This is a genomic window from Cellulomonas sp. URHE0023 (assembly GCF_000688475.1).
In the GTDB taxonomy this organism is placed as follows: Bacteria; Actinomycetota; Actinomycetes; order Actinomycetales; family Cellulomonadaceae; genus Cellulomonas.
The window spans coordinates 355778-377009 of record NZ_JIAN01000008.1 but is presented as its reverse complement, the minus strand read 5'-3'; the positions used below and the strand labels follow the sequence as shown (position 1 = coordinate 377009).

Sequence of the window (21232 nt, the reverse complement as noted above, 5' to 3'; positions counted from 1 at the left end):
CGTTGTCCGATCAGAGCTCCCTGAACCATTCCCGGACCCAGACCGACTCAGCGGCCGCATGGCGTGAGCAGCAGCGCGCCACCGCGGCGGCCCACGAGGAGGTGCTGGCCTCCCGTCAGCGGGCCGAGACGGCCGCAGCGCGCGAGCAGATCACGACCTTCCTGCGGCGTGTGCAGGCGCAGCGGTTCGGCGCGCCTCAGCCTGTCGAGCTCCAGGCGCGCAGCTACGACGGTCGGACGCGGTACAAGACGCCGCTGACCGGGTGGTACCTGCGCAAGGACGAGACGGTCGCGATCGACACCGTGGGGAACTTCTACGTCCTCACGGTGCCCGGGAGCCTGTCGGCGCGGTTCAAGGGCGTGACGCCCGTTCCGTCGGATCCGACGCTCGTGCTCGGAGCAGGCGGCAAGGACGGCGAGTCGATCGACCTGTCCGTCGCGTTGGCGCGCCTGCTAGGCAAGTAGGCCGGCGAGCGCCGACGCCACGCCGGCCGGGTCCTCGATCGCGGTCAGGTGGCCCGCGTGCGGGATCACCACCAGGCGTGCGTGCCGCGCTGCCTCGACCATGTGGTCGGCGGCAGCCACCGGGGTGACCGTGTCCTCGTCACCGACCACGACCCGCACCGGTCCGTCGAACGCGCGCAGGACCTCGGTCCGGTCCGGTCGGGCAGCCATCGCCCGCTGGCACCACGTGACCGCGGCAGGGCTCTGCTCGCCGATCCACCGGTCGACGAGCGCGGTGACGTCTGGGCGGACCGTGCGCGTGGTCTGCCCCAGCAGCACGCCGCTCATGGGACGGACCGGGTCCACGCTTCCTGTCCGCTCCACCTCGTCGGCGATGCGCAGTCGGTTCGCCTGCGCTTCGGGGGTGTCAGCGGTCGACTTGGTATCGATCAGGGCCAGGCCTGTGACGAGGTCCGGGTGACGCTCGAGCAGAGCGAGCGCCACGTAGCCACCCATCGACAGACCGCCGACGACCACGCGGTCGATCCCGGCCGCACGTAGCTGTTCCGCAGCCATGTCGGCAGCCGCCTCGAGCGTCGGCTCGCCTTGCACCAGCGCGTCGCCCGGGAGGTCCGGCACGACGACCCGGGGCGCGCCCGGGAGCAGCGACTGCACCCCGGACCACATCCGGTGGTCGAGCGGGAAGCCGTGAAGGAGCAGGAGCGCGCTCACTGCGACGCCTCGGCTTCGGGTGCCTCGTCCGCGTCGGCACCCGCCCACGCCGTCGGGAGCGGCAGCGGGTGGTCGGGCAGGACGTGGCGGACGATCTCCTCGAGGACACGTCGGACCGCGGACTCCCCCACCCACAGGTGCTTGGCGCCGTCGACGCCGATCACCTCGGCCTGCGGGACGCGGGCGAAACGTTCTCGGGCCTCGTCGGGACGCAGGTAGTCGTCGAGCTCTGGAACCAGCACGACCAGCGGCTTGCGGAACGCCGCCCACGCGTCGAGGTCCGCGTCCGTCGCCCGGTGCAGCGGCGGCGAGAGCAGGATCGCACCCTCGATCGCAGGGTCGCGCCCGTGCATGAGCACCAGCTCGCTCCCGAACGACCAGCCCACGAGCCAGGGGCGCGGCAGGTCGTGGAACTCGACGAACTCGATCGCCGCGGCGACGTCGTACCGCTCGGCCCCTCCGCCGTCGAACACGCCGTCGCTGGTGCCGCGCGGGCTGGTCGTCCCCCGGGTGTTGAACCGCAGAACGGCCAGGTCCGCCATCGCCGGCAGGCGCCATGCGGCCTTGCGGTAGACGTGGGAATCCATGTAGCCGCCGTGCGTGGGCAACGGGTGGAGCGTCACGAGGGTCGCAGCCGGAGCATGGCCCGACGGCACGGCCAGCTCGCCGACGAGCGTCAGCCCGTCCGCCGTGTGCAGCTCGATGTCCTCGCGGACCGCAGGCAGGACAGTCAAGGACCGGATCGGGTGCTCGGTTGCTTCTGGGCTCATGGGGGTGCTCATCGGGACGAGCCTATTGCCGGTTCCGCCACGCGGTGCGGGCGGGTACGGGGGCACGCGGCAAGATGCTCTCCATGAGCCACGACCAGCATTCCGAGATCCTGTACACGCCCGAGTTCTGGGACGAGAGGTACGGCTCCGCCGAGCGCATCTGGAGCGGCAACCCGAACCCGCAGCTGGTGTCGGTCGTCTCCGACCTGGCTCCGGGGAGCGCCCTGGACGTCGGTTCGGGCGAGGGCGCGGACGCCATCTGGCTCGCATCCCGCGGCTGGGACGTCACCGCCGTCGATATCTCACAGGTCGCTCTGGACCGCTCCGCCGCGATCGCGGGCCCGTTGAACATCAGCTGGGAGCTCGCGGACGTCCTCGACTGGGAACCCGGCGTGGACCGGTACGACCTCGTGTCGGCGCAGTTCATGCACCTGCCACCCGCCGAGCTGCGCGACCTGCACCGCCGCCTCGCCGGCGCCGTCCGGCCCGGGGGCATGCTGCTGATCGTCGGGCACCACCCGTCGGACCACGGTTCGACGAAGATCCAGCGTCCGGACCGTGCCGAGCTGCTGTTCACCGCGGAGGATGTGGGCGTGACGCTCGACCCCGACCTCTGGGACGTCGCGGCCTCCTCGCCGTCGCGCACCGTGCTCGATGCGGACGGTCAGCCGGCCGAGATCCGGGACGCCGTGCTGGTCGCGGTGCGGCGAGCGTCGAGCCCGACCGCGTAGTCGAGGCAGCGGTCCGCGGGCGCAGACGGCGACCTAGCCCGGCGTGATCATCTCCGCGTCGGGCCGCGACGGCCGCGGGCCTGCCAGCACGAGCTGTGCCAGTGCCGGCGGTCGTCCAGGGCCTCACCGAACAGGCCGTCCGTCCGCCACGCGACGACGTGCGACGTTCCCGGCGCGATCAGCTGGTCGCACCCCGGGCAGCGGTACTCACGGTCGGACCCACGGACCCGCTGGACGGTCCACTCGCCGTCGGCGCTGCTCTCAGTGGTACGGCCCGCGCTCGCACGGTCGAGGTCGAGCTCCACGTGCTCTGCCCCGTACGGCCGCTTGGTCGATCGTCGTCCCACGCGGCCATCCTCCCCCACCTGCACGACGGCAGACGTGCCGGAGGTCCGCGCTCGGTGGGGCTCCCGACCTCGCGAGCGCGGACCTGCCGGGTACCGCTAGAGGCCGGCTGTGAGGTCCGGGACCGCGTTGGTGGCGATCAGCTGGCGGTACCAGTGACCGGAGTCCTTGACGGTCCGTTCGAGGGTGTCGTAGTCCACGCGGACCACACCGAAGCGCTTGGAGTAGCCGTAGGACCACTCGAAGTTGTCCATGAGCGACCACACGAAGTAGCCACGGACGTCCGCGCCGCGCTCGATGGCCTCGCCGACCGCGTCGATGTGGTCGTGGAGGTAGGCCACCCGGTCGGCGTCGTGCACGTGGCCGTCGGGAGCGAGCTCGTCCTCGAACGCCGCGCCGTTCTCCGTGATGGCGAGCGGGAGGCCGGGGTAGCGCTCGTGCATCTCGAGCAGGAGGTCGACGAGGCCCTGGGGCTCGATGTTCCAGCCCATCGCGGTGTGCGGACCGGGCTGCGGAAGGAACTCGACGTTCGTCGCACCGACCCACGGGCTGTGGGGCGAGGAGCGGTGACCGTCGGGGCCAGGGCCCCCGTCACCGACCTCCGGAGTCCCCCACCGGACGCGACCCGTCGAGTAGTAGTTGATACCGAGGAGTGCGAGCGGCACCTGGATGATGTCGAGGTCCTCGTCGTGCACGAACGACCAGTCGGTCAGGTGCTCGGTGTCGGCGAAGACCTCCTTGGGGTACTCGCCCTCGAGCATGGGGCGCAGGAACACCTCGTTGGCGATGGTGTCGACGAGCCGCTTGGCCTCGACGTCCTCCGGCGAGTCCGTCGCGGCGCGCGTCACGTGCAGGTTGAGCGTCACGGAGACGGGCGTGTCCTGGCCGAGAACGTCCTTGACGGCCCGACCGGCCAGGCCGTGAGCCAGGTTCAGATGGTGCACGGCGGCGAGCGCGGCGACGTCGTCGGTGCGGCCGGGCGCGTGCACGCCCGAGGCGTAGCCGAGGTACGCCGAGCACCACGGCTCGTTGAGCGTCGTCCAGAGGTGGATGCGGTCGCCCAGGACCTCGGCCATCTTGCGGGCGTACTCGCCGAAGAGCTCGGCCGTGCGGCGGTTGGTCCAACCGCCTTCGTCCTCGAGCGCCTGCGGGAGGTCCCAGTGGTACAGCGTCGCGACGGGCTTGATGCCGGCCGCGACGAGGCGGTCGACCAGGTCGGAGTAGAAGTCGATCCCGGCCTGGTTGAACTCGCCAGACCCGGAGGGCTGCACGCGGGACCACGAGATGGAGAACCGGTACGCCTGCAGGCCGAGGTCGGCCATCATCGCGACGTCCTGCGGGACTCGGTGGAAGTGGTCGACGGCGACGTCTCCGGTGTCCCCGTCCTGCACCTTGCCTGGCGTGCGGGAGAACGTGTCCCAGATCGACGGCGCTCGGCCGCCTTCGTGGGCTGCGCCCTCGATCTGGTAGGACGCCGTGGCGGACCCCCAGAGGAAGCCCTCGGGGAATCGGCGGCCGGACGGTCGCGAGCTGGTCATGTGCTGGTCCTTCTTCCGGGCGGCTGTCTGCGCGGCTGGTCGGGGATCGCGACGTCCTTGTCTGCGCGCTCCGTCGACCCTGGGCCGGCCTGTGTCGAAACGATACGACAGGTGGGAGCGCTCCCGCAACGTCGTCTGCGCACGGCGCAGGGACGCGCTCAGAGCGCCAGCTCCACCTCCTGGTCGCCGTCCGCGTCGACTGCCTGGCCTCGCGCTCCCGCGAACGGCTCGATCTGCACACGCCAGGGCCCACGTGCGTCACGCGCCGAGACGTGGACCCTGTCACCGGAGCGTGAGACGACGAACCGCGACGGCTCGCCCCCGTCGGTCGCCGGGATGACCGTCACCGACCGGTGCCCGTCGGCGATCTCGAACAGGCGCAGAGTGACGCCCTCGGCCCACGCATAGTCGGGCCGGTCCTCGCGTGCCCCGACCGGCAGGACCGTGTCCGGGCGGACGTAGACCGGCAGCGACAGGAAGTCGTGGACCTCGGAGTACCACCGCGGCCCCGTGACCTGCTCACCTGTCAGCAACGAGGTCCAGACGCCGTCCGGCACGTAGACGTTCACCCGACCGTCCGCGGTGAACACGGGCGCCACGAGCAGGCTCTCACCGAGCATGTACTGCGTCGCGACGGTCGCCGCCCCGGGGTCGTCCGGGAACTCCACGACCATCGGTCGCATGACCGGCAGACCGTGCTCGTGCGCGTCCTCACCGAGCCTGCCGAGGTACGGCATCAGGGAGAGCTTGAGCCGGGTGAACAGGCGGGCAACGTCCACAGCCTCCTCGTCGAAGGCCCACGGCACCCGGTAGGAGTCCGAACCGTGCAGGCGGCTGTGCGACGACAGGAGCCCGAACGCGAGCCAGCGCTTGAACACCGCGGCGTCCGGCGTCCCCTCGAACCCACCGATGTCGTGGCTCCAGTACCCGAAGCCCGACGACGCGAGCGACAGGCCACCGCGCAGCGACTCGGCCATGGAGACGAACGTGGACTCGCAGTCGCCGCCCCAGTGGACCGGGTACTGCTGGCCGCCTGCCGTCGCGGACCGCGCGAACAGCACAGCCTCCCCCGTGCCGCGCTCCGCCTCGAGGACCTCGAAGACCGCCCGGTTGTACAGGTGCGTGTAGTAGTTGTGCATCCGCTCGGGGTTGGCGCCGTCGTGCCAGACGACGTCGGTGGGGATCCGCTCGCCGAAGTCGGTCTTGAACGCGTCGACCCCTTGGACGAGCAGGTGGCGCAGGTGGCCCTGGTACCAGGCGACTGCCGCCGGGTTCGTGAAGTCGACGAGCGCCATGCCCGCCTGCCACTCGTCGGTCTGCCAGATCGACCCGTCCGCACGCGTCACCAGGAAGCCCCCGGTGCGCCCCTCCTCGAACAGCCGGGACCGCTGCGCGATGTAGGGGTTGATCCACACGCAGACCTTCAGGCCCTTGTCGTGCAGACGCGAGAGAAGGCCCTCCGGGTCCGGGAACGTCGCGGGGTCCCAGGTGAAGTCGGTCCAGTGGAACGCGCGCATCCAGAAGCAGTCGAAGTGGAAGACGCTCAACGGCAGGCCGCGCTCGGCCATCCCGTCCACGAACGACATGACGGTGGCCTCGTCGTACTGCGTGGTGAACGACGTCGAGAGCCACAGGCCGTACGACCACGCCGGGACGCGTGCCGGGCGACCGGTCAGCGCGGTGTAGCGGCGCAGCACCTCCTTGGGCGAGGGCCCGTGCACGACGTAGTACTGCAGCACCTCACCCGCCACGGAGAACTGCGTGCGCGAGACCGCCTCGGAGCCGACCTCGAACGAGACCCGCCCCGGGTTGTCGACGAAGACCCCGTAGCCCGCGTCGGACAGGTAGAACGGCACGTTCTTGTAGGCGTGCTCGGTGGCCGTGCCGCCGTCGGCGTTCCAGCTGTCGACGGACTGCCCGTTCTTGACGAACGCGCCGAACCTCTCACCGAGTCCGTAGACGTGCTCGTCGACGCCGAGGGCCAGCTGCTCGTGCACGTACGCGTCACCTCTCGCGTCCGTCACCACGCCGATGCTGCGGGCCGTCGACGACGTCAGGACGCGGCCGCCCGCCTCGAAGTCGACGTTCCACGCGCCGTCGACCGCCACGCGCGCCGTGAGCCCTCCCGACGTGAACGACGCGCCGGAGGCGTCAGCGACCACCTTGACGTCGGCTTCGCCCCGGGCGACCGCGAACGCCGGCCGGGGCTCCAGGCCGCCGGCGTGGTGCTCGATCCGGACGCCGATCACGTCGTCCATCGGTGCCGTGAACGTCACCGTCACGAGGGGTCGGTTCAGCGTGTCCCCGCGGGAGGTGAGCGGCACCGTGGCGCTGTAGACGGTCAGCGTGTCCTCGTCGGCCACGACGTCGGCGACGCTGCGGGGTCGCAGCACCTGGACTCCAGGAAGGAGCTGCCAGTAGCCGTTGGTGAACTTCATCTCTCGACGCCTTTACTTGACCGCGCCGGCAGTCACGCCGCGCGTCAGGGTTCGCTGGAAGATCAGGAAGAAGAGCACGGCAGGGACCAGTGACACCAGGGCCCCCGCGTTGGTCGTCGGCGCATCCATCAGTCTGTCGCCCTGCAGCGACGCGAGCGCCACGGGGATGGTCTGCGTGTCGTTCGTCGTCAGCATGACCAGCGGGATGAAGAACTCGTTCCAGGTCCAGATGAAGAAGAAGATCATCAGCACCGACAGCGTGGGGCGCACCACCGGGAAGACGACCTTCCACAGCACGTCCCACCGGCTCGCACCATCCAGCGCCGCCGCCTCGAGCAGCGCCTTGGGGAACGTGCCGAGCACCGACGCCAGCAGGTAGGTCCCGAACGCGGACTGGATGACGGTGAAGATGATGATCACCGACCACGGCGAGTTGGACAGCCCGACCGACTGCGCCATGGTGAACAGCGGGTAGATCAGCGCCTCCTGCGGCAGCATGGTCGCGAGCAGGAAGAGCGAGACCACGAGCAGCCGCCCCTTCACCCGGCCGATGCCGATCGCATAGGCGTTCAGCAGGGACAGGAGCGTGCCGAGGACCGCGACGGCACTCGAGATCCAGATCGAGTTGAGGAGCTTCTGCGGGAAGTCGACCCGCTCCCAGAACGTGGTCAGGCCCTTGGTGTACAGCTCGGTCGGCAGGCTGAGCGGACCGTTCAGCGAGTAGTCCAGCGGCGACTTGAACGCGTTGAGCACCATGATGACGAACGGCGCCAGGATCGCGACGGCGACGAGCACCGCGCCCACGAGCACGAGCCAGCGGGCCTTGCCGCGCCGGTGGCGTGCAGCCGGCGGTGCCGAGATCACGTCGGTGGCCATCAGCCCACACCTTCCTTGCGTTCGCTGCGCGCCTGCGCGACGAGGATGAGACCTGCGGCGATGACGATCACGAGGGTCAGGACGTTGGCGACCGCCGCCCCGTAGCCGACCTTCGACTTGTCGAAGAAGTTGAGGTACGAGTAGTAGCTCGGCACCAGGGTCGAGCCCTCCGGACCGCCGCGGGTGAGCACGTAGATCGGCCCGAAGACCTTGAGTGCCGCGACCGTGCAGGTGAGCACGACGACGAACGTCTCAGGCTTGATCTGCGGGATCGTGATCGCCCGGAACCTGCGCCCCCATCCGGCCCCGTCGAGCTCGGCGGCCTCGTACAGCTCCGGATCCACGCGCTGCAGCGCCGACATGAAGATCACGACCGGATAGCCGATCTGGACCCAGACCAGCACGAGCATCACGGTCGGCATGGCCGTCGTGGGCGAACCGAGCCAGTTCGGCGGGTTGTCCACGCCGAGCGAGCGCAGCACCTCGTTCAGGGCACCGGTCTGGGCGTTGAGGATCCAGTTCCACAGCACACCGGCGACCGCGACCGGGAGGATCTGCGGAAGGTAGTAGCTGGCTCGGAGCACCGACGCCGACCTCGACCCGAACTTCTTGCCGAGGTAGTCGAAGAGGACCGACGCCAGCAGCAGCCCGATGAGCGTCGGGATGATCACCATCGCGACGATCATCGAGATCGAGTTGCGGAACGACGTCCAGAACTGCTCGTCGTGAAGGAGCGCCCGGTAGTTGTCGAGCCCCACCCAGATGTGGGGCGACATCCCGCCCTTCCACTTCTGGAAGCTGTACGCGATGTTCGTCGCGAACGGGATGCCGATGACCACGACGAACGCGATCGCGCCCGGGGCGAGGTACGGCAGGTACGCCACCCAGGTGGGGCGCTTCTTGCGCCGCCTGACGATGGCCTCGTTCGGCGGAGAGTCCGTCGTGGCGCGGGTGTCGAGAGCTTCAGTGCTCATGGTCCGTCCTTCGTTGGTCCGACGGCCCGGGCGGGCCCGCGTGGAGCCCGGCCCGGGCCGTCCGGGTCGCTAGCCGACGAGGTCGGCCTTGCCGGACTCGTACGCGTCCTTGAGGCCGTCGAGAACCTCGGCGGGCGACTTGGACTGGTTGACCAGCGACTGCAGCTGGCTGACGATCACGTCGTAGAAGCCGGCCACGGGCCAGTCCGGGTAGTACGCCAGGCCGTCCTCGGCCAGGATGTCCGCGAAGTTCTGCGTCATCTCGGCGGTCTTCGGGTCCGTGATCTTGCTCGGATCACCGGCGACCGGGAGCCCGCCCTTCTCGCCCAGCACGTTCTGCACCTCCGGGCGCAGCGTGATGTCGATGAAGTCCTCGGCGAGCGTCTTGGAGTTCGCGTTGGTGGGGACCACCCAGATGTTGCCCGACGAGCCCGGGTGGAGCGTGTTCTCGGGGAAGTTCGTCTGGGTCCAGTCGAACTGGATCTCGTCGGCGAGGCGGCCGAACCACCAGGAGCCGGAGACCATGATCGGGTAGGTGCCGTTGATGAAGGACACACCCATGTCCTCGGCCGTGAGGCCGGCCGCGTCCGACGCGATGTAGCCCTTCTTGACCCACTCGTCGAGCTTCTCGGTCGCCTTGGTCATGGCGTCGCTGTGCCAGTCGACGTCGTTCTTGAACAGCTGGTAGTCGTCGACCAGGGCGCGGTCCCCGTAGTGCAGGACGAGCTCGTACCAGAGCTGTCCGAGGGGGTACTCGGCACCGGCCTCGGCGAGCGGCGTGACGCCGTTCTCCTTGAACGTCGCGAGCGCCGCCTCGAAGTCGTCGAACGTCGTCGGGACGTCGATGCCGTACTGGGCGAAGAGGTCCTTGTTCAGGTACACGCCCACGAACTCGCCGTAGTTGGGCACGCCGTACCAGTCGCCCGAGCCCATGAGCCCGTTCTCGTCGTAGGTCGCGGTCGTGGCGAGCGAGCCGGAGAGCGTCTTGTCCCAGCCCTTGTCCTTCGCGACGTCCGTGAGCGGCGTCAGCAGCCCCTGCGACGCGAGCTGGCCTGCCGTGGCGTTGCCCTTGTTGTACTCCATGACGTCCGGGACGTCGTCGCCGGTGAGCACGATCTTGGCGTTCTTCTGGATCTGCTCGAACGTCTGGTGCTCGACCTTGACCTCGACGTCGGGGTGCTCGGTCTTGAAGATCTCGACGGCCTTGGCCCAGGCCTGTCCCATGGCCGACTCGTCGGACTCGTAGTGCCAGACGGTCAGGGTCTTCTCGTCCGAGTCGCCGCCGCCGCTGCCGCCGCCGCAGGCGGTCAGGGCTGTCGCGGTCAGGAGGGCGGCGGTTCCGACGGCCGCCCATCGCCGTGTGCTGATCCTCATCCGGGTTCTCCTCATCGAGTGGATGCCGACCGGGAGAACCCGATCGTCGAAGCGCTTCGATACCGTAGCGCGTGATTATTTCGATGTCCAGACCAGACTTTCCGTGCATTCGCGTGCATGATGGGGCCCACCAAGTCGAAGCGCTTCGCTAACGCTCCGAGACACGAGGCGATCGGCCGCCGACGGCCGTACCGGGCCCACTAGGGTTCTCCTGTCGGCTGCGTACGGGGCCGCAGACCGAAGGAGGCAGCCGCGATGACCACGATCGACGACGTCGCACGCGCTGCCGGGGTCTCGGTCTCGACGGTCTCCTACGCGCTGTCGGGCAAACGGCCGATCTCGGCGTCGACGCGCGAACGGATCGAGCACGCGGTCCGCGAGCTCGGGTACCGACCCCACGCGGGCGCCCGCGCGCTCGCCTCGCAGCGGACCAACGTGCTGGCCCTCATGGCTCCCCTACGCGTGGACGTCAACGTCGGCGTCATCATGCAGTTCGTCACCGGTGTGGTCACCCGTGCCCGCGCCTTCGAGCACGACGTGCTGCTGCTCACCCAGGACGACCATGCGGGCGTCGAACGGGTGGCCGCAGGGTCGATGGTCGACGCCGTGATCATGATGGACGTCGAGGCCGAGGACCCCCGGCTGCCGATCCTGCGACGCCAGCGCCAGCCGGCCGTGCTCATCGGCCTGCCGCGCGACGCGTCAGGCCTCTCGTGCGTGGACCTCGACTTCGAGGCGGTCGCCCGCCTCGCTGTGGACCATCTCGTCGGACTCGGACACCGCCAGGTCGCCCTCATCGGCTCGCCCCAGGTCGTGCTGGACCGGCACACGACGTACGCGTTGCGCATGGTCAGCGGGTTCCGGGCCGAGACCGAGAGGCTCGGCCTCCAGGCGGTGTTCGAGCCGTGCGAGTCGTCGCACGCGGGCGCGGTCGCAGCCCTCGACCGGGTGCTCGAACGACTGCCGGGGGTGACAGGGCTCGTCGTCCACAACGAGGTGGCCCTGCCCGCTGTGCTGGCCGGGCTGCGCGAGCGCGGCATCGAGGTCGCGCGCGACATGTCCGTCGTGGCCGTGTGCCCGCAGGACGTCGCGACCGGTCAGCCTCAGCAGCTGACGGCCGTCGACATCCCGGCCGCCCGGATCGGTGCGGTCGCCGTCGAGATGGTCATGTCACGCCTCGACGACGGCCAGACGGCCGAGACCCGGCTGCTGGCACCCGAGCTCACGGTCCGGGCGACGACTGCGGCTCTATAGCCACTCGCCGCCGCGCAGGACGCGCAACGGCCTCAGCTCACCGTCGGTCACGACGACGTCGGCACGTCGGCCCGCGGCCAGCGCTCCGATGTCCCGCCTCCCGAGGACGTCCGCCGGCACGGTCGCGGCGGACAGGATCGCGTCCTCGAGCGGGACGCCCGCGGCGACGACGGTGCGCACGACGTCGATCAGGTGCGCCACTCCCCCGGCAATCGCTCCGCCCTTCGCGAGGCGCGCGACTCCACCGTCGACGACGACCGCCATAGGCCCGAGCTGGTACGAGCCGTCGGGCATCCCCGCCGCCGCCATGGCGTCCGTGACCAGCGCGATCGACCCAGGGCCGAGCAGATCGAACACCGACAGGACCGTCTCGTCGGCCAGGTGCGTCCCGTCCGCGACCAGCTCGACGACGAGCTCGCCGCGCGCCGCGGCAGCCAGGCAGGCAGCGATCGGGCCCGGGTCGCGGTGATGCAGCGGCCGCATCCCGTTGAACAGGTGCGTCGCGGTCAGGCGCCGGTTCGACGTGGCCGCGAGCAGGTCGAACCCGCGGTCGACCGCGGCCTCGACCTGCCCCGCCGACGCATCCGTGTGGCCGATGGACGGGATCGCGCCCGCGTCGACGAGTGCCGGCAGGACGTCGTCCGCGACCCCGTGCACCTCAGGGGCGATCGTCATCGTGACGAGGTGCCCGCGCGCGGACTGTGCGATCGCACGCACCAGGTCCGCGTCCCCGACGAGCATGTCGGCGGGGTTCTGCGCGCCGCAGCGGTCCGTCGAGAGGAAGGGTCCCTCCAGGTGGATCCCGACGATCTCGCCCGCGTCCGCGAGGTCGGCGAGCAACGCCGTCCGCGCCAGGAGCACGTCCCGTGACGCCGTGACGAGCGAGGCGACCAGACTCGTCGTGCCGTGCGCACGGTGCTCGTCCACCGCCGTCTGCACGGTCGCCGCGTCCGTGGCGTCCGGGAAGCTCGCACCGCCGCCACCGTGGCAGTGCAGGTCGACGAGACCCGGCAGCAGGGTGTCGTCGGTTGCTGCGGGGAGCGTCCACGCCGGCGGCAGTCCGTCCGACGGCCCTACCCAGACGATCGTCGCCTCGTCGACCACGACCGCTCCGTCGTCGACCATCCCGCGGGGGGTCACCAGGCGTCCGCGCAGGACCAGGGGCTCAGTCACCGGACCATCCTTGCGTACCGGTCAGGCCTGGAGAGCCACGTCCACGGCGTCGCCGTCGACCTGTGTTCCGGCACGCCGCCAGCGCGTCCGACCCGACCACCACCGTGCACCGCCGGCACCGATCGCACCCTCCGCCGCTGCAACCAGGACGACGACCCACGCCGCCGGTCCCTGGACGAGCTGCACAGCGGCGCAGATCAGCACCGAGAGCACCGCCCCCGTGACCGCGAACGCCGCGATGTGGCGCCCCTCGTCCGGCTCGTTGCGCAGCAGGTGCGAGACCAGCAGACCCGCGGGGAAGCCGACCACGGCGATCGGGACGATCGCCACCGCGACGATGTACGGGTAGATGCCGACAGTGAAGCCCACGAAGCTGTCGCCCGCGAAGGTGGAGCCCACCACGGCGACGACGAGGTTGACGAGCGTCAGGACGACCAGGCAGCGCACGCACAGCGCGGCGATACGAGCGGGGCCACGGACCGGTGACATGGAGTGCGCCTAGAAGAGGCGGGAGCCGCTGTCGTCGACACCCCGCATCGCGTCGTAGTCCAGGACCAGGCAACCGATGCCGCGGTCGGTCGCGAGGACCCGCGCCTGCGGCTTGATCTCCTGCGCGGCGAAAACCCCGCGAACCGGGGCCAGGTGCGGGTCGCGGTTGAGCAGCTCGAGGTAGCGGGTCAGCTGCTCGACTCCGTCGATGTCGCCGCGTCGCTTGATCTCCACTGCCACCGTGCCACCGGCCGGGTCCTTGGCGAGGATGTCGACCGGGCCGATCGCCGTGGGGTACTCCCGACGCACGAGCGTGTGCCCGGTTCCGAGCAGGATGATCTGCGCCGCCAGGAGCTCCTGCAGGTGGGCTTCGACCCCGTCCTTGACCAGGCCCGGGTCGACCCCAAGTTCGTGCGCGGAGTCGTGCTGGACGTCGTGGAGCTCGATCTCGAGGCGGTCGTCCGACTTCTGGTGCTGCACGGTCCAGACCTGCGTGACGCCGCGCTCGACCGCCTCCTCGGACGGCTCGAGCACCGCGAGCGAGCACGGCGGGCTCATCCAGTTGAGGGGCTTGTACGACCCGCCGTCCGAGTGCAGCAGGACACTGCCGTCGGACTTCACGACGAGGAGGCGCGTGGCCAGGGGCAGGTGCGCGTTCAGTCGACCGCTGTAGCGCGCCGAGCAGGAGGCGACGACGAGGCGCATCGAGCTGCTTTCTGTCAGGTGACGGAGTCGACGCGTGAGGGCGTCGCCTCGATCCACGAGGTCAGCCCCGTGTAGGCCGCCTCGCTCAGCAGGAGGAAGAAGTCGCCGCCGCAGCGGCAGGTCGCGAGGACCAGCCGGTCGTCGGACGCCGCGTCCGCGTTCTGCCAGCGACGCTCGACGACACTCAGCCTCACACGGTCCCAGCGGATCCGGGGCCGGGGCGCCAAGGACCACCGGCTCCAGAAGTAGAGCGTCGCGGAGCCGTACTGCGCGACGCCCGACTTCCACGGACCTTCGGCGCTCGGCGCGACCCAGCAGTGGAACGAGCCCACCCGACGGTCGAGCGTGTGCGCCCGGGAGAACCAGAGCAGGGACATGACCACGGCGACCAGGACGGCCGCGAGCAGCAGCGCCACGACCACCCCGCTCACCGTGGACTGGTCTCAGTGCGCGGTGGGAGCCGCAGGCCGAGCGCCGGCCACGGCGTCATCGACGACGATCGTCAGGTGGTTGGAGTCGAAGGACAGGAATCCGCCCTCGACCTGCCAGCGCTCGGGCTGGCCGCCGCCGACCGGGAAGACCCGGATCTCGCCCGGCTTGAGCACGGACAGCACGGGCTCGTGCCCGGCAAGGATGCCGATCTCGCCCTCGCCGGCCTTCGCCGAGACCTGCCGGGCGCTGCCGGACCAGAGCTTGCCCTCGGCGCCGACGATCTCGACCTCGATGTCTGCCATGAGCCCTCCTTCACAAGTATGTGGCGGCTAACGATGCGCACGGACGCCGTCAGCGACGGCGTCCGTGCGGGACAGCAGGATCAGACGCCGTAGTCCTTCTGGATGCGGGCCCAGTTGCGCTCGAGGTCCTCGAGGCCGCCGATGTTGAAGAAGGCCTGCTCGGCGATGTGGTCGAACTCGCCGTCGGCGATCTTGCCGAAGGCCTCGACCGTCTCCGTGAGCGGCACCGTCGAGCCGACGACACCGGTGAACTTCTCGGCCATGTACGTGTTCTGCGAGAGGAACTGCTGGATGCGGCGCGCACGCGCCACGACCGTCTTGTCCTCCTCCGACAGCTCGTCGACACCGAGGATCGCGATGATGTCCTGGAGCTCCTTGTTGCGCTGCAGGATCGACTTCACGCGGGTCGCGGCGTCGTAGTGCGCCTGGCCGACGTACCGCGGGTCGAGGATGCGGCTCGTGGACGTCAGCGGGTCGACCGCGGGGTACAGACCGCGCGACGCGATCTCACGCGACAGCTCGGTCGTCGCGTCCAGGTGCGCGAACGTCGTGGCCGGAGCCGGGTCGGTGTAGTCGTCGGCGGGCACGTAGATCGCCTGCAGCGAGGTGATCGAGTGACCACGCGTCGACGTGATGCGCTCCTGCAGGATGCCCATCTCGTCGGCGAGGTTCGGCTGGTAGCCGACCGCGGACGGCATGCGGCCGAGCAGCGTCGAGACCTCGGAGCCGGCCTGCGTGAAGCGGAAGATGTTGTCGATGAAGAGCAGCACGTCCTGCTTCTGCACGTCGCGGAAGTACTCCGCCATCGTCAGCGCGGACAGGGCGACGCGCAGACGCGTGCCCGGCGGCTCGTCCATCTGGCCGAAGACGAGCGCCGTCTTGTCGAAGACGCCGGCCTCCTCCATCTCGACGATCAGGTCGTTGCCCTCACGGGTGCGCTCGCCGACACCGGCGAACACCGACACACCACCGTGGTTGAGCGCGACGCGCTGGATCATCTCCTGGATGAGGACCGTCTTGCCGACACCGGCGCCACCGAACAGGCCGATCTTCCCGCCGAGCACGTACGGCGTGAGCAGGTCGATGACCTTGATGCCGGTCTCGAACATCTGCGTCTTGGACTCGAGCTGGTCGAAGGCCGGGGGCTTGCGGTGGATCGGCCAGCGCTCGGTCACCTCGAACTTCTCGCCCTCCTTGAGGTTGAGCACCTCGCCGATGACGTTGAAGACGTGACCCTTGGTGACATCGCCGACGGGCACGCTGATGGCCTCGCCGGTGTCGCGCACGAGTGCGCCGCGGACCAGGCCGTCGGTCGGCTTGAGCGCGATGGCGCGGATCAGCGAGTCACCGAGGTGCTGCGCGACCTCGAGGGTCATCGTCGTCGCACCCGCGGCCTCGCCCTCGCCCTGCGTCGACAGGTCGATGTCGACCTCGAGGGCGTTGTAGATCTCGGGGATCTGGTCGGACGGGAACTCGATGTCGACGACGGGTCCGATGACCCGGGCGACCCGACCCACGCCGGGGCCACTGGCGTGCTGGACGCCAGCTTCGGTGGTGGTGGCAGTCATGATGTCTCTCCGGTTCGTCTCTGAAATGTCAGGAGGCGAGCGCGTCGGCGCCCGACACGATCTCGCTGATCTCTTGCGTGATCTCGGCCTGGCGGGCCTGGTTGGCGAGCCGGGTGTACATGCGCACCAGGTCCTCCGCGTTCTCGGTGGCGGTGTGCATCGCACGCTGGCGGGCAGCCAGCTCGGACGCCGCCGCCTGCAGCAGGCAGGTGTAGATGCGGCTGCGGATGTACCGCGGCAGAAGGGCGTCCAGGACGTCCTCCGGCGACGGCTCGAACTCGTACAGCGGCGCGATCTCGTCGTCGGCGAGCGGCTCGACACCGTCGACGATCTCGAGCGGGAGCAGCCGGATGACGTGCGGCGTCTGCGTGACCATGTTCTTGAACTGCGTGAACACGACGTGCAGCTCCGAGACGCCGCCCTCGTCCGCCGGTGCGCCGAACGCGGTGAGCAGGGCGTCGGCGATCTCGTCGGCGGTCTCCACCGAGGGAGCGTCCGAGTTGCCCGTCCACTGCCCGGCGAGCTCGCGCCCGCGGAACGCGTAGTAGGAGACCGCGCGCCGGCCCGTCGCGTACACGACGGGCTCCTTGCCCGCCTCGGTGAGGCGTCCGATCAGGCGCTCGGCCTCACGGATCGCGCTCGCCGAGTAGGCACCCGCCATGCCGCGGTCCGACGTCACCACGAGCACGGCCACGCGGTTGGTGTCGGTGCGCTCGGTGACGAGCGGGTGCGACACGTTGGAGTGCGTCGCCACCGCCGAGACCGCCCGGGTCAGCGCGCGCGCGTACGGCGTCGCCGCCGTGACGCGAGCCCGAGCCTTCCCGATACGCGAGGCAGCGATGAGCTCCATCGCGCGGAAGATCTTCTTGAGCGACTGTGTCGACCGGATCCGCTGCCGGTAGACGCGCTGCTGACCTGCCACGGTCAGCCCTTCTTCTGCCGGACGATCTGCTCCTGCTCGACGGCCACCACGGCGTCATCGTCCGACGAGCCGACGAGCGTCGTCCCGTCGGCGAGGAGGAAGCCGTTGCGGAAGTCCTCGATCGCGTTCTCGAGCGCCTTCTCCGTCTCGTCCTCGAGCTTGCCGCTGGAGGCGATCGTGGAGAGGACCTCGGTGTTGCGGCGCAGGTGGTCGAGCAGCTCGGACTCGAACCGGCGCACGTCCTCGAGCGGGACGTCGTCCAGCTTGCCCTTGGTGCCGGCCCAGATCGACGCGACCTGGTCCTCGACCGGGTACGGCGAGTACTGGCCCTGCTTGAGCAGCTCCATCAGGCGCGCCCCACGGGTCAGCTGGGCGCGAGAGGCGGCGTCCAGGTCGGACGCGAACATCGCGAACGCCTCGAGCGAGCGGAACTGCGCCAGGTCGAGCTTCAGCGTGCCGGAGACCTTCTTCATGGCCTTGACCTGGGCGGCACCACCGACGCGGGACACCGAGATGCCGACGTCGACGGCGGGACGCTGGTCGGCGTTGAACAGGTCCGACTGCAGGAAGATCTGGCCGTCGGTGATCGAGATGACGTTGGTCGGGATGTACGCCGACACGTCGTTGGCCTTGGTCTCGATGAGGGGCAGGCCCGTCATCGAGCCGCCGCCCAGCTCGTCGGAGAGCTTGGCACAGCGCTCGAGCAGACGGGAGTGCAGGTAGAAGACGTCACCGGGGTAGGCCTCGCGGCCCGGCGGGCGACGTAGGAGGAGCGACACGGCACGGTAGGCCTCGGCCTGCTTGGACAGGTCGTCGAAGACGATCAGGACGTGCTTGCCCTGGTACATCCAGTGCTGGCCGATGGCCGAGCCGGTGTACGGCGCGAGGTACTTGAAGCCGGCCGGGTCGGACGCGGGTGCCGCGACGATCGTCGTGTACTCCAGGGCGCCGGCCTCCTCCAGGGCGCCGCGGACGGCGGCGATGGTGGAGCCCTTCTGACCGATGGCGACGTAGATGCAGCGGACCTGCTTCGTCGGGTCGCCGGTCTCCCAGTTGGCCTTCTGGTTGATGATCGTGTCGATCGCGATGGCCGACTTGCCGGTCTGGCGGTCGCCGATGATGAGCTGACGCTGGCCGCGGCCGATGGGGATCATCGCGTCGATGGCCTTCAGGCCGGTCTGCAGCGGCTCGTCGACCGACTTGCGGTGCATGACGCCGGGCGCCTGCAGCTCGAGCGCGCGGCGACCGTCGGTCTCCAGCTCGCCCAGACCGTCGATCGGCTGGCCCAGCGGGTCCACGACGCGGCCGAGGTAGCCGTCGCCGACGGGGACCGAGAGGACCTCGCCCGTACGGCGGACCTCCTGGCCCTCCTCGATGCCCGTGAACTCGCCCAGGACGACGACGCCGATCTCGCGGACGTCGAGGTTGAGCGCGAGGCCGAGCGTGCCGTCCTCGAAGCGGAGCAGCTCGTTCGCCATGGCGCCGGGCAGACCTTCGACCTGCGCGATGCCGTCGGCCGTCAGCGTCACGCGGCCGACCTCTTCGGTCACCACGCCGCTCGGCTCGTAGGACTTCACGAAGCTGTCCAGCGCGGCCCGGATCTCGTCCGGCCGGATCGTCAGCTCAGCCATTGCTCTTCTCCTGTCGTGACCACGCGGTGCGGGGTCGTACGTTCGTTCACGTCGTTCGATGGGTCGGCAGAGGCCGATACTCAGCTGGCAAGTCGTCGTCGTGCGTCGGCCAGCCGGGCGAGCACGGTCGAGTCGACCACGTCCGCACCCACCTGGATGCGCAGACCACCGAGGATCTCGGGGTCCACCGTCACGTTGAGCTGGAGCTCGCGTCCGTAGGCCTGCTGCAGGACCGCACCGAGGCGGTCCATCTGTGCCTGGGACAGCTCGCTGCCGGTGGTCACCGCAGCGACGAGGCGCCTGCGTCGGTCCGCCGCCAGATCGGCCACGTGCCCGAGCGTGGCCACGAACCGCTTGCCGCGTGGCGCGGCGGTAGCCCGGCGGGCCACCTGGAGCGTCGTGTCACTGACGCGGCCGGCGAGCAGCTCGTCGACGAGCGCGACGCGGTTCTCGCGGGTGCCCCGGGCGTCGAAGAGGGCGGAACGCACCTCTCGCTGGCCCACGAGCATCCGGGTGATCCGGAAGATCTCGTCCTCGACGAGCTCCAGGTGCCCGGCTGCCTCGGCAGACGCGAGCAGTGCGTCGAACCCGAGCTGCTCCACGGCGTCGCCCAGATCGTCCTGGGACGTCCACCGCGACCGCACGAGGTCGGAGACGGCGGCGACCACGCGCTCGTCGGACCGTGCCAGCACGGCAGCGACGACCCCGGCCTTGGCGTCCCCCGGCAGTGCCGGGTCCGACAGGGTCCGCCGAAGCGAACCCGAGGAGTCCAGGGCGTCCACGACGGCGAACAGCTGCTCGCCGAGCATGTCCGCCTGCTTGCCCGCCGCGGCCAGGACCGGGGTAAACCGCTCCTGGGCCGCCGCGAGCGAAGCGAGACTCGTTCCGCGCATCAGTTCTCCTTGTTCGGCGCCGTGGTGGCTGCCGTCGAGGCTTCGAGGTCGGCGAGGAACCGGTCGACCACGCGCGACTGGCGGGCCGTGTCCTCGAGGGACTCACCCACGATCTTCGACGCGAGCTCGGTGGCCAGCGCGCCGACGTCCGCACGCAGCGAGACCGCCGCCTGCTGACGCTCGGCCTCGATCGTGCGCTGGGCCGTCTCGACGGCGCGTGCCGCCTCCGTGGAGGCCTTGGCCTTGGCCTCGGTGACGATGACGCCACCCTCGGCGCGGGCCGCCTCCTTGATGCGGGCCGCCTCCGTGCGAGCGTCGGCGAGCTGCTGCTCGTACTCCGCGCGCAGGGCTGCCGCCTCTGCCTGGGCGGCTTCGGCGTGCTGCAGACCGCCCTCGATCTTCTCCGTGCGCTCGTCGAGCAACGCCTGGAACTTCGGCAGCGCGTACTTCATGAAAACGAAGTAGATGACCACGACGATGACGAGCGACCAGATGATGTCGTACCACTCGGGCAGGAGCGGGTTCAGCTCCTCGGTCTCGGTGGCCGCCGCGACGCTGTGCGCGGCGGCGGCGAGCTGCGCGGCGATCACTTCAAGAAGAAGGGCGTCGCGATCGCGAGGAGCGCGAGGATCTCGATGAACGCCAGGCCGATGAACATCGTCGAACGGAGCTGGCCGGACATCTCAGGCTGGCGCGCCATGCCCTCGATCGTCTTGCCGAACAGGATGCCGAGGCCGATGCCGGGGCCGATGGCCGCCAGACCGTATCCGACCAGGGCGAGACCGTTGATGGTGGTGGTGGCTTCTGCTGCTGCGGTAAGCACGGGCTGGTTCCTTTCATCTGCGCGCCGCTCGGCGCGTCCGTTGCGGGCGACGGTCCGGGATCAGCCCGTCGCTGGAGGTGCGTCGATCAGTGCTCTTCCGAGATCGACATCTGCAGGTAGACAGCGGTGAGGATCGAGAACACGTACGCCTGGAGCAGCGCGACGAAGACCTCGAGCAGGTAGAAGGCGAAACCGGCTGCGAAGGTCACGACGCCGAATGCCTTGAGCCCGGCGGACGCCTCGAACAAGAGGAACGACGTGGCCGCGAAGCACAGGGCGAGCAGGAGGTGACCGGCCATCATGTTGGCCAGGAGCCGGATGACGAGCGTCGCCGGCCGGAGCAGGAAGACCTGCAGGAACTCCACCGGCGTGAGCAGGAAGTAGATCGGCCACGGCACGCCCGGGGGGAAGAGGCTGTGCTTGAGGTAGCCGCCGACGCCGAACTTCTTGACGCCCTGCGACAGGTACATGAAGTACACCCAGAGGGCGAAGATGATCGGCAGACCGATGACCGAGGTTCCGGCGATGTTGAGGAACGGGATCACGCCGGTGATGTTGAAGAAGAAGATCGAGAAGAAGATCGTCGTGATGACCGGGACGTACTTCTTGCCGTCCTTCTCACCGAGGATCTCGTACGCGATCTGGGTCCGGCAGAAGTCGAGACTCATCTCGAGCGCACCCTGGAAGCGGCCCGGGACGAGCTTCGCGCGACGGGCCCCGATGACGAAGATCACCAGGAAGACCGCGACGGCGATGAAGCGGACCAGGATGATGCGGTTGATCTCGAAGACCGTGTCCTCGAAGAAGATCACCGGCGGG

23 protein-coding genes are annotated in these 21232 nt (G+C 69.7%); 3 read left to right on the top strand and 20 right to left on the bottom strand.

The genetic code is table 11. From position 1 onward, the window contains the following. Nucleotides 1–2: 2 nt before the first annotated feature. On the top strand, nt 3–464 hold the full coding sequence (locus N553_RS0116930) for a hypothetical protein (protein WP_231505305.1): 462 nt from the start codon (nt 3–5) through the stop codon (nt 462–464). On the opposite strand, the gene N553_RS0116925 is transcribed toward N553_RS0116930, so the two are convergent. Next, nucleotides 453–1175: an alpha/beta fold hydrolase gene (locus N553_RS0116925; RefSeq protein WP_028047519.1), complete on the bottom strand. Its 723-nt coding sequence runs from the start codon at nt 1173–1175 to the stop codon at nt 453–455. The genes N553_RS0116930 and N553_RS0116925 overlap by 12 nt on opposite strands. Beyond that, nucleotides 1172–1957: an alpha/beta hydrolase gene (locus N553_RS23280; protein ID WP_051640275.1), complete on the bottom strand. Its 786-nt coding sequence runs from the start codon at nt 1955–1957 to the stop codon at nt 1172–1174. Before N553_RS23280 ends, N553_RS0116925 begins: the two co-directional genes overlap by 4 nt. A 71-nt stretch (nt 1958–2028) precedes the next feature. Here N553_RS23280 and N553_RS0116915 point away from each other — a divergent pair, with 71 nt between their 5' ends. Then, entirely contained in the window at nt 2029–2676 is a 648-nt protein-coding gene (locus N553_RS0116915; protein ID WP_034623142.1) for a bifunctional 2-polyprenyl-6-hydroxyphenol methylase/3-demethylubiquinol 3-O-methyltransferase UbiG, read from the top strand. 47 nt (nt 2677–2723) lie between these two features. Here N553_RS0116915 and N553_RS0116910 read toward each other — a convergent pair whose 3' ends face one another. From N553_RS0116910 to N553_RS0116885, 6 genes are all read right to left on the bottom strand, one after another. Continuing rightward, nucleotides 2724–3023: a hypothetical protein gene (locus N553_RS0116910; protein WP_028047517.1), complete on the bottom strand. Its 300-nt coding sequence runs from the start codon at nt 3021–3023 to the stop codon at nt 2724–2726. Between the two features lie 96 nt (nt 3024–3119). After that, on the bottom strand, nt 3120–4559 hold the full coding sequence (locus tag N553_RS0116905; RefSeq protein WP_028047516.1) for a glycoside hydrolase family 1 protein: 1440 nt from the start codon (nt 4557–4559) through the stop codon (nt 3120–3122). A 158-nt stretch (nt 4560–4717) separates the two neighbouring features. Beyond that, on the bottom strand, nt 4718–6997 hold the full coding sequence (yicI, locus tag N553_RS0116900) for an alpha-xylosidase (protein WP_028047515.1): 2280 nt from the start codon (nt 6995–6997) through the stop codon (nt 4718–4720). Between the two features lie 12 nt (nt 6998–7009). Beyond that, nucleotides 7010–7873, bottom strand: a complete 864-nt coding sequence (locus N553_RS0116895) for a carbohydrate ABC transporter permease (RefSeq protein ID WP_028047514.1) — start codon at nt 7871–7873, stop codon at nt 7010–7012. Continuing rightward, complete coding sequence (locus tag N553_RS0116890) at nt 7873–8847, bottom strand: carbohydrate ABC transporter permease (protein WP_081844713.1); 975 nt, start codon at nt 8845–8847, stop codon at nt 7873–7875. Before N553_RS0116890 ends, N553_RS0116895 begins: the two co-directional genes overlap by 1 nt. Before the next feature lie 69 nt (nt 8848–8916). Beyond that, complete coding sequence (locus tag N553_RS0116885; RefSeq protein WP_051640274.1) at nt 8917–10221, bottom strand: ABC transporter substrate-binding protein; 1305 nt, start codon at nt 10219–10221, stop codon at nt 8917–8919. Nucleotides 10222–10476: 255 nt separating this feature from the next. On the opposite strand from N553_RS0116885, the gene N553_RS0116880 reads away from it, so the two are divergent. Continuing rightward, a complete protein-coding gene (locus N553_RS0116880; RefSeq protein WP_028047511.1) occupies nt 10477–11475 on the top strand; it encodes a LacI family DNA-binding transcriptional regulator in 999 nt (332 codons plus the stop codon). Here the strand turns inward: N553_RS0116880 and N553_RS0116875 are convergent. From N553_RS0116875 to atpB, 12 genes are all read right to left on the bottom strand, one after another. Next, nucleotides 11470–12648: an amidohydrolase family protein gene (locus N553_RS0116875; RefSeq protein ID WP_028047510.1), complete on the bottom strand. Its 1179-nt coding sequence runs from the start codon at nt 12646–12648 to the stop codon at nt 11470–11472. The two genes, N553_RS0116880 and N553_RS0116875, sit on opposite strands and share 6 nt — an antisense overlap. Before the next feature lie 21 nt (nt 12649–12669). Continuing rightward, a complete protein-coding gene (locus N553_RS0116870; protein WP_028047509.1) occupies nt 12670–13137 on the bottom strand; it encodes a hypothetical protein in 468 nt (155 codons plus the stop codon). A 9-nt stretch (nt 13138–13146) separates the two neighbouring features. Continuing rightward, nucleotides 13147–13842, bottom strand: coding sequence for an endonuclease NucS (gene nucS, locus N553_RS0116865; protein ID WP_028047508.1), 696 nt, complete (start codon nt 13840–13842; stop codon nt 13147–13149). Nucleotides 13843–13856: 14 nt separating this feature from the next. Beyond that, complete coding sequence (locus tag N553_RS0116860) at nt 13857–14273, bottom strand: DUF2550 family protein (RefSeq protein WP_028047507.1); 417 nt, start codon at nt 14271–14273, stop codon at nt 13857–13859. A 12-nt stretch (nt 14274–14285) separates the two neighbouring features. Then, nucleotides 14286–14576: a F0F1 ATP synthase subunit epsilon gene (locus tag N553_RS0116855; protein ID WP_028047506.1), complete on the bottom strand. Its 291-nt coding sequence runs from the start codon at nt 14574–14576 to the stop codon at nt 14286–14288. An 80-nt stretch (nt 14577–14656) separates the two neighbouring features. After that, nucleotides 14657–16144: a F0F1 ATP synthase subunit beta gene (atpD, locus tag N553_RS0116850; protein WP_028047505.1), complete on the bottom strand. Its 1488-nt coding sequence runs from the start codon at nt 16142–16144 to the stop codon at nt 14657–14659. Between the two features lie 28 nt (nt 16145–16172). Beyond that, the gene (locus N553_RS0116845; protein ID WP_028047504.1) at nt 16173–17066 is read right to left on the bottom strand and encodes a F0F1 ATP synthase subunit gamma; all 894 of its coding nucleotides are present in this window, start codon (nt 17064–17066) and stop codon (nt 16173–16175) included. 2 nt (nt 17067–17068) lie between these two features. Continuing rightward, entirely contained in the window at nt 17069–18697 is a 1629-nt protein-coding gene (gene atpA, locus N553_RS0116840; protein WP_028047503.1) for a F0F1 ATP synthase subunit alpha, read from the bottom strand. A gap of 80 nt (nt 18698–18777) precedes the next feature. Next, complete coding sequence (locus N553_RS0116835) at nt 18778–19590, bottom strand: F0F1 ATP synthase subunit delta (RefSeq protein ID WP_028047502.1); 813 nt, start codon at nt 19588–19590, stop codon at nt 18778–18780. Continuing rightward, nucleotides 19590–20180, bottom strand: coding sequence for a F0F1 ATP synthase subunit B (locus N553_RS0116830; protein WP_028047501.1), 591 nt, complete (start codon nt 20178–20180; stop codon nt 19590–19592). The genes N553_RS0116835 and N553_RS0116830 overlap by 1 nt, the downstream gene beginning before the upstream one ends. Next, nucleotides 20177–20413: an ATP synthase F0 subunit C gene (gene atpE / locus N553_RS0116825; RefSeq protein WP_028047500.1), complete on the bottom strand. Its 237-nt coding sequence runs from the start codon at nt 20411–20413 to the stop codon at nt 20177–20179. The genes N553_RS0116830 and atpE overlap by 4 nt, the downstream gene beginning before the upstream one ends. Nucleotides 20414–20499: 86 nt before the next feature. After that, nucleotides 20500–21225, bottom strand: a complete 726-nt coding sequence (gene atpB / locus N553_RS0116820; protein WP_369796720.1) for a F0F1 ATP synthase subunit A — start codon at nt 21223–21225, stop codon at nt 20500–20502. Nucleotides 21226–21232 lie beyond the last annotated feature (7 nt).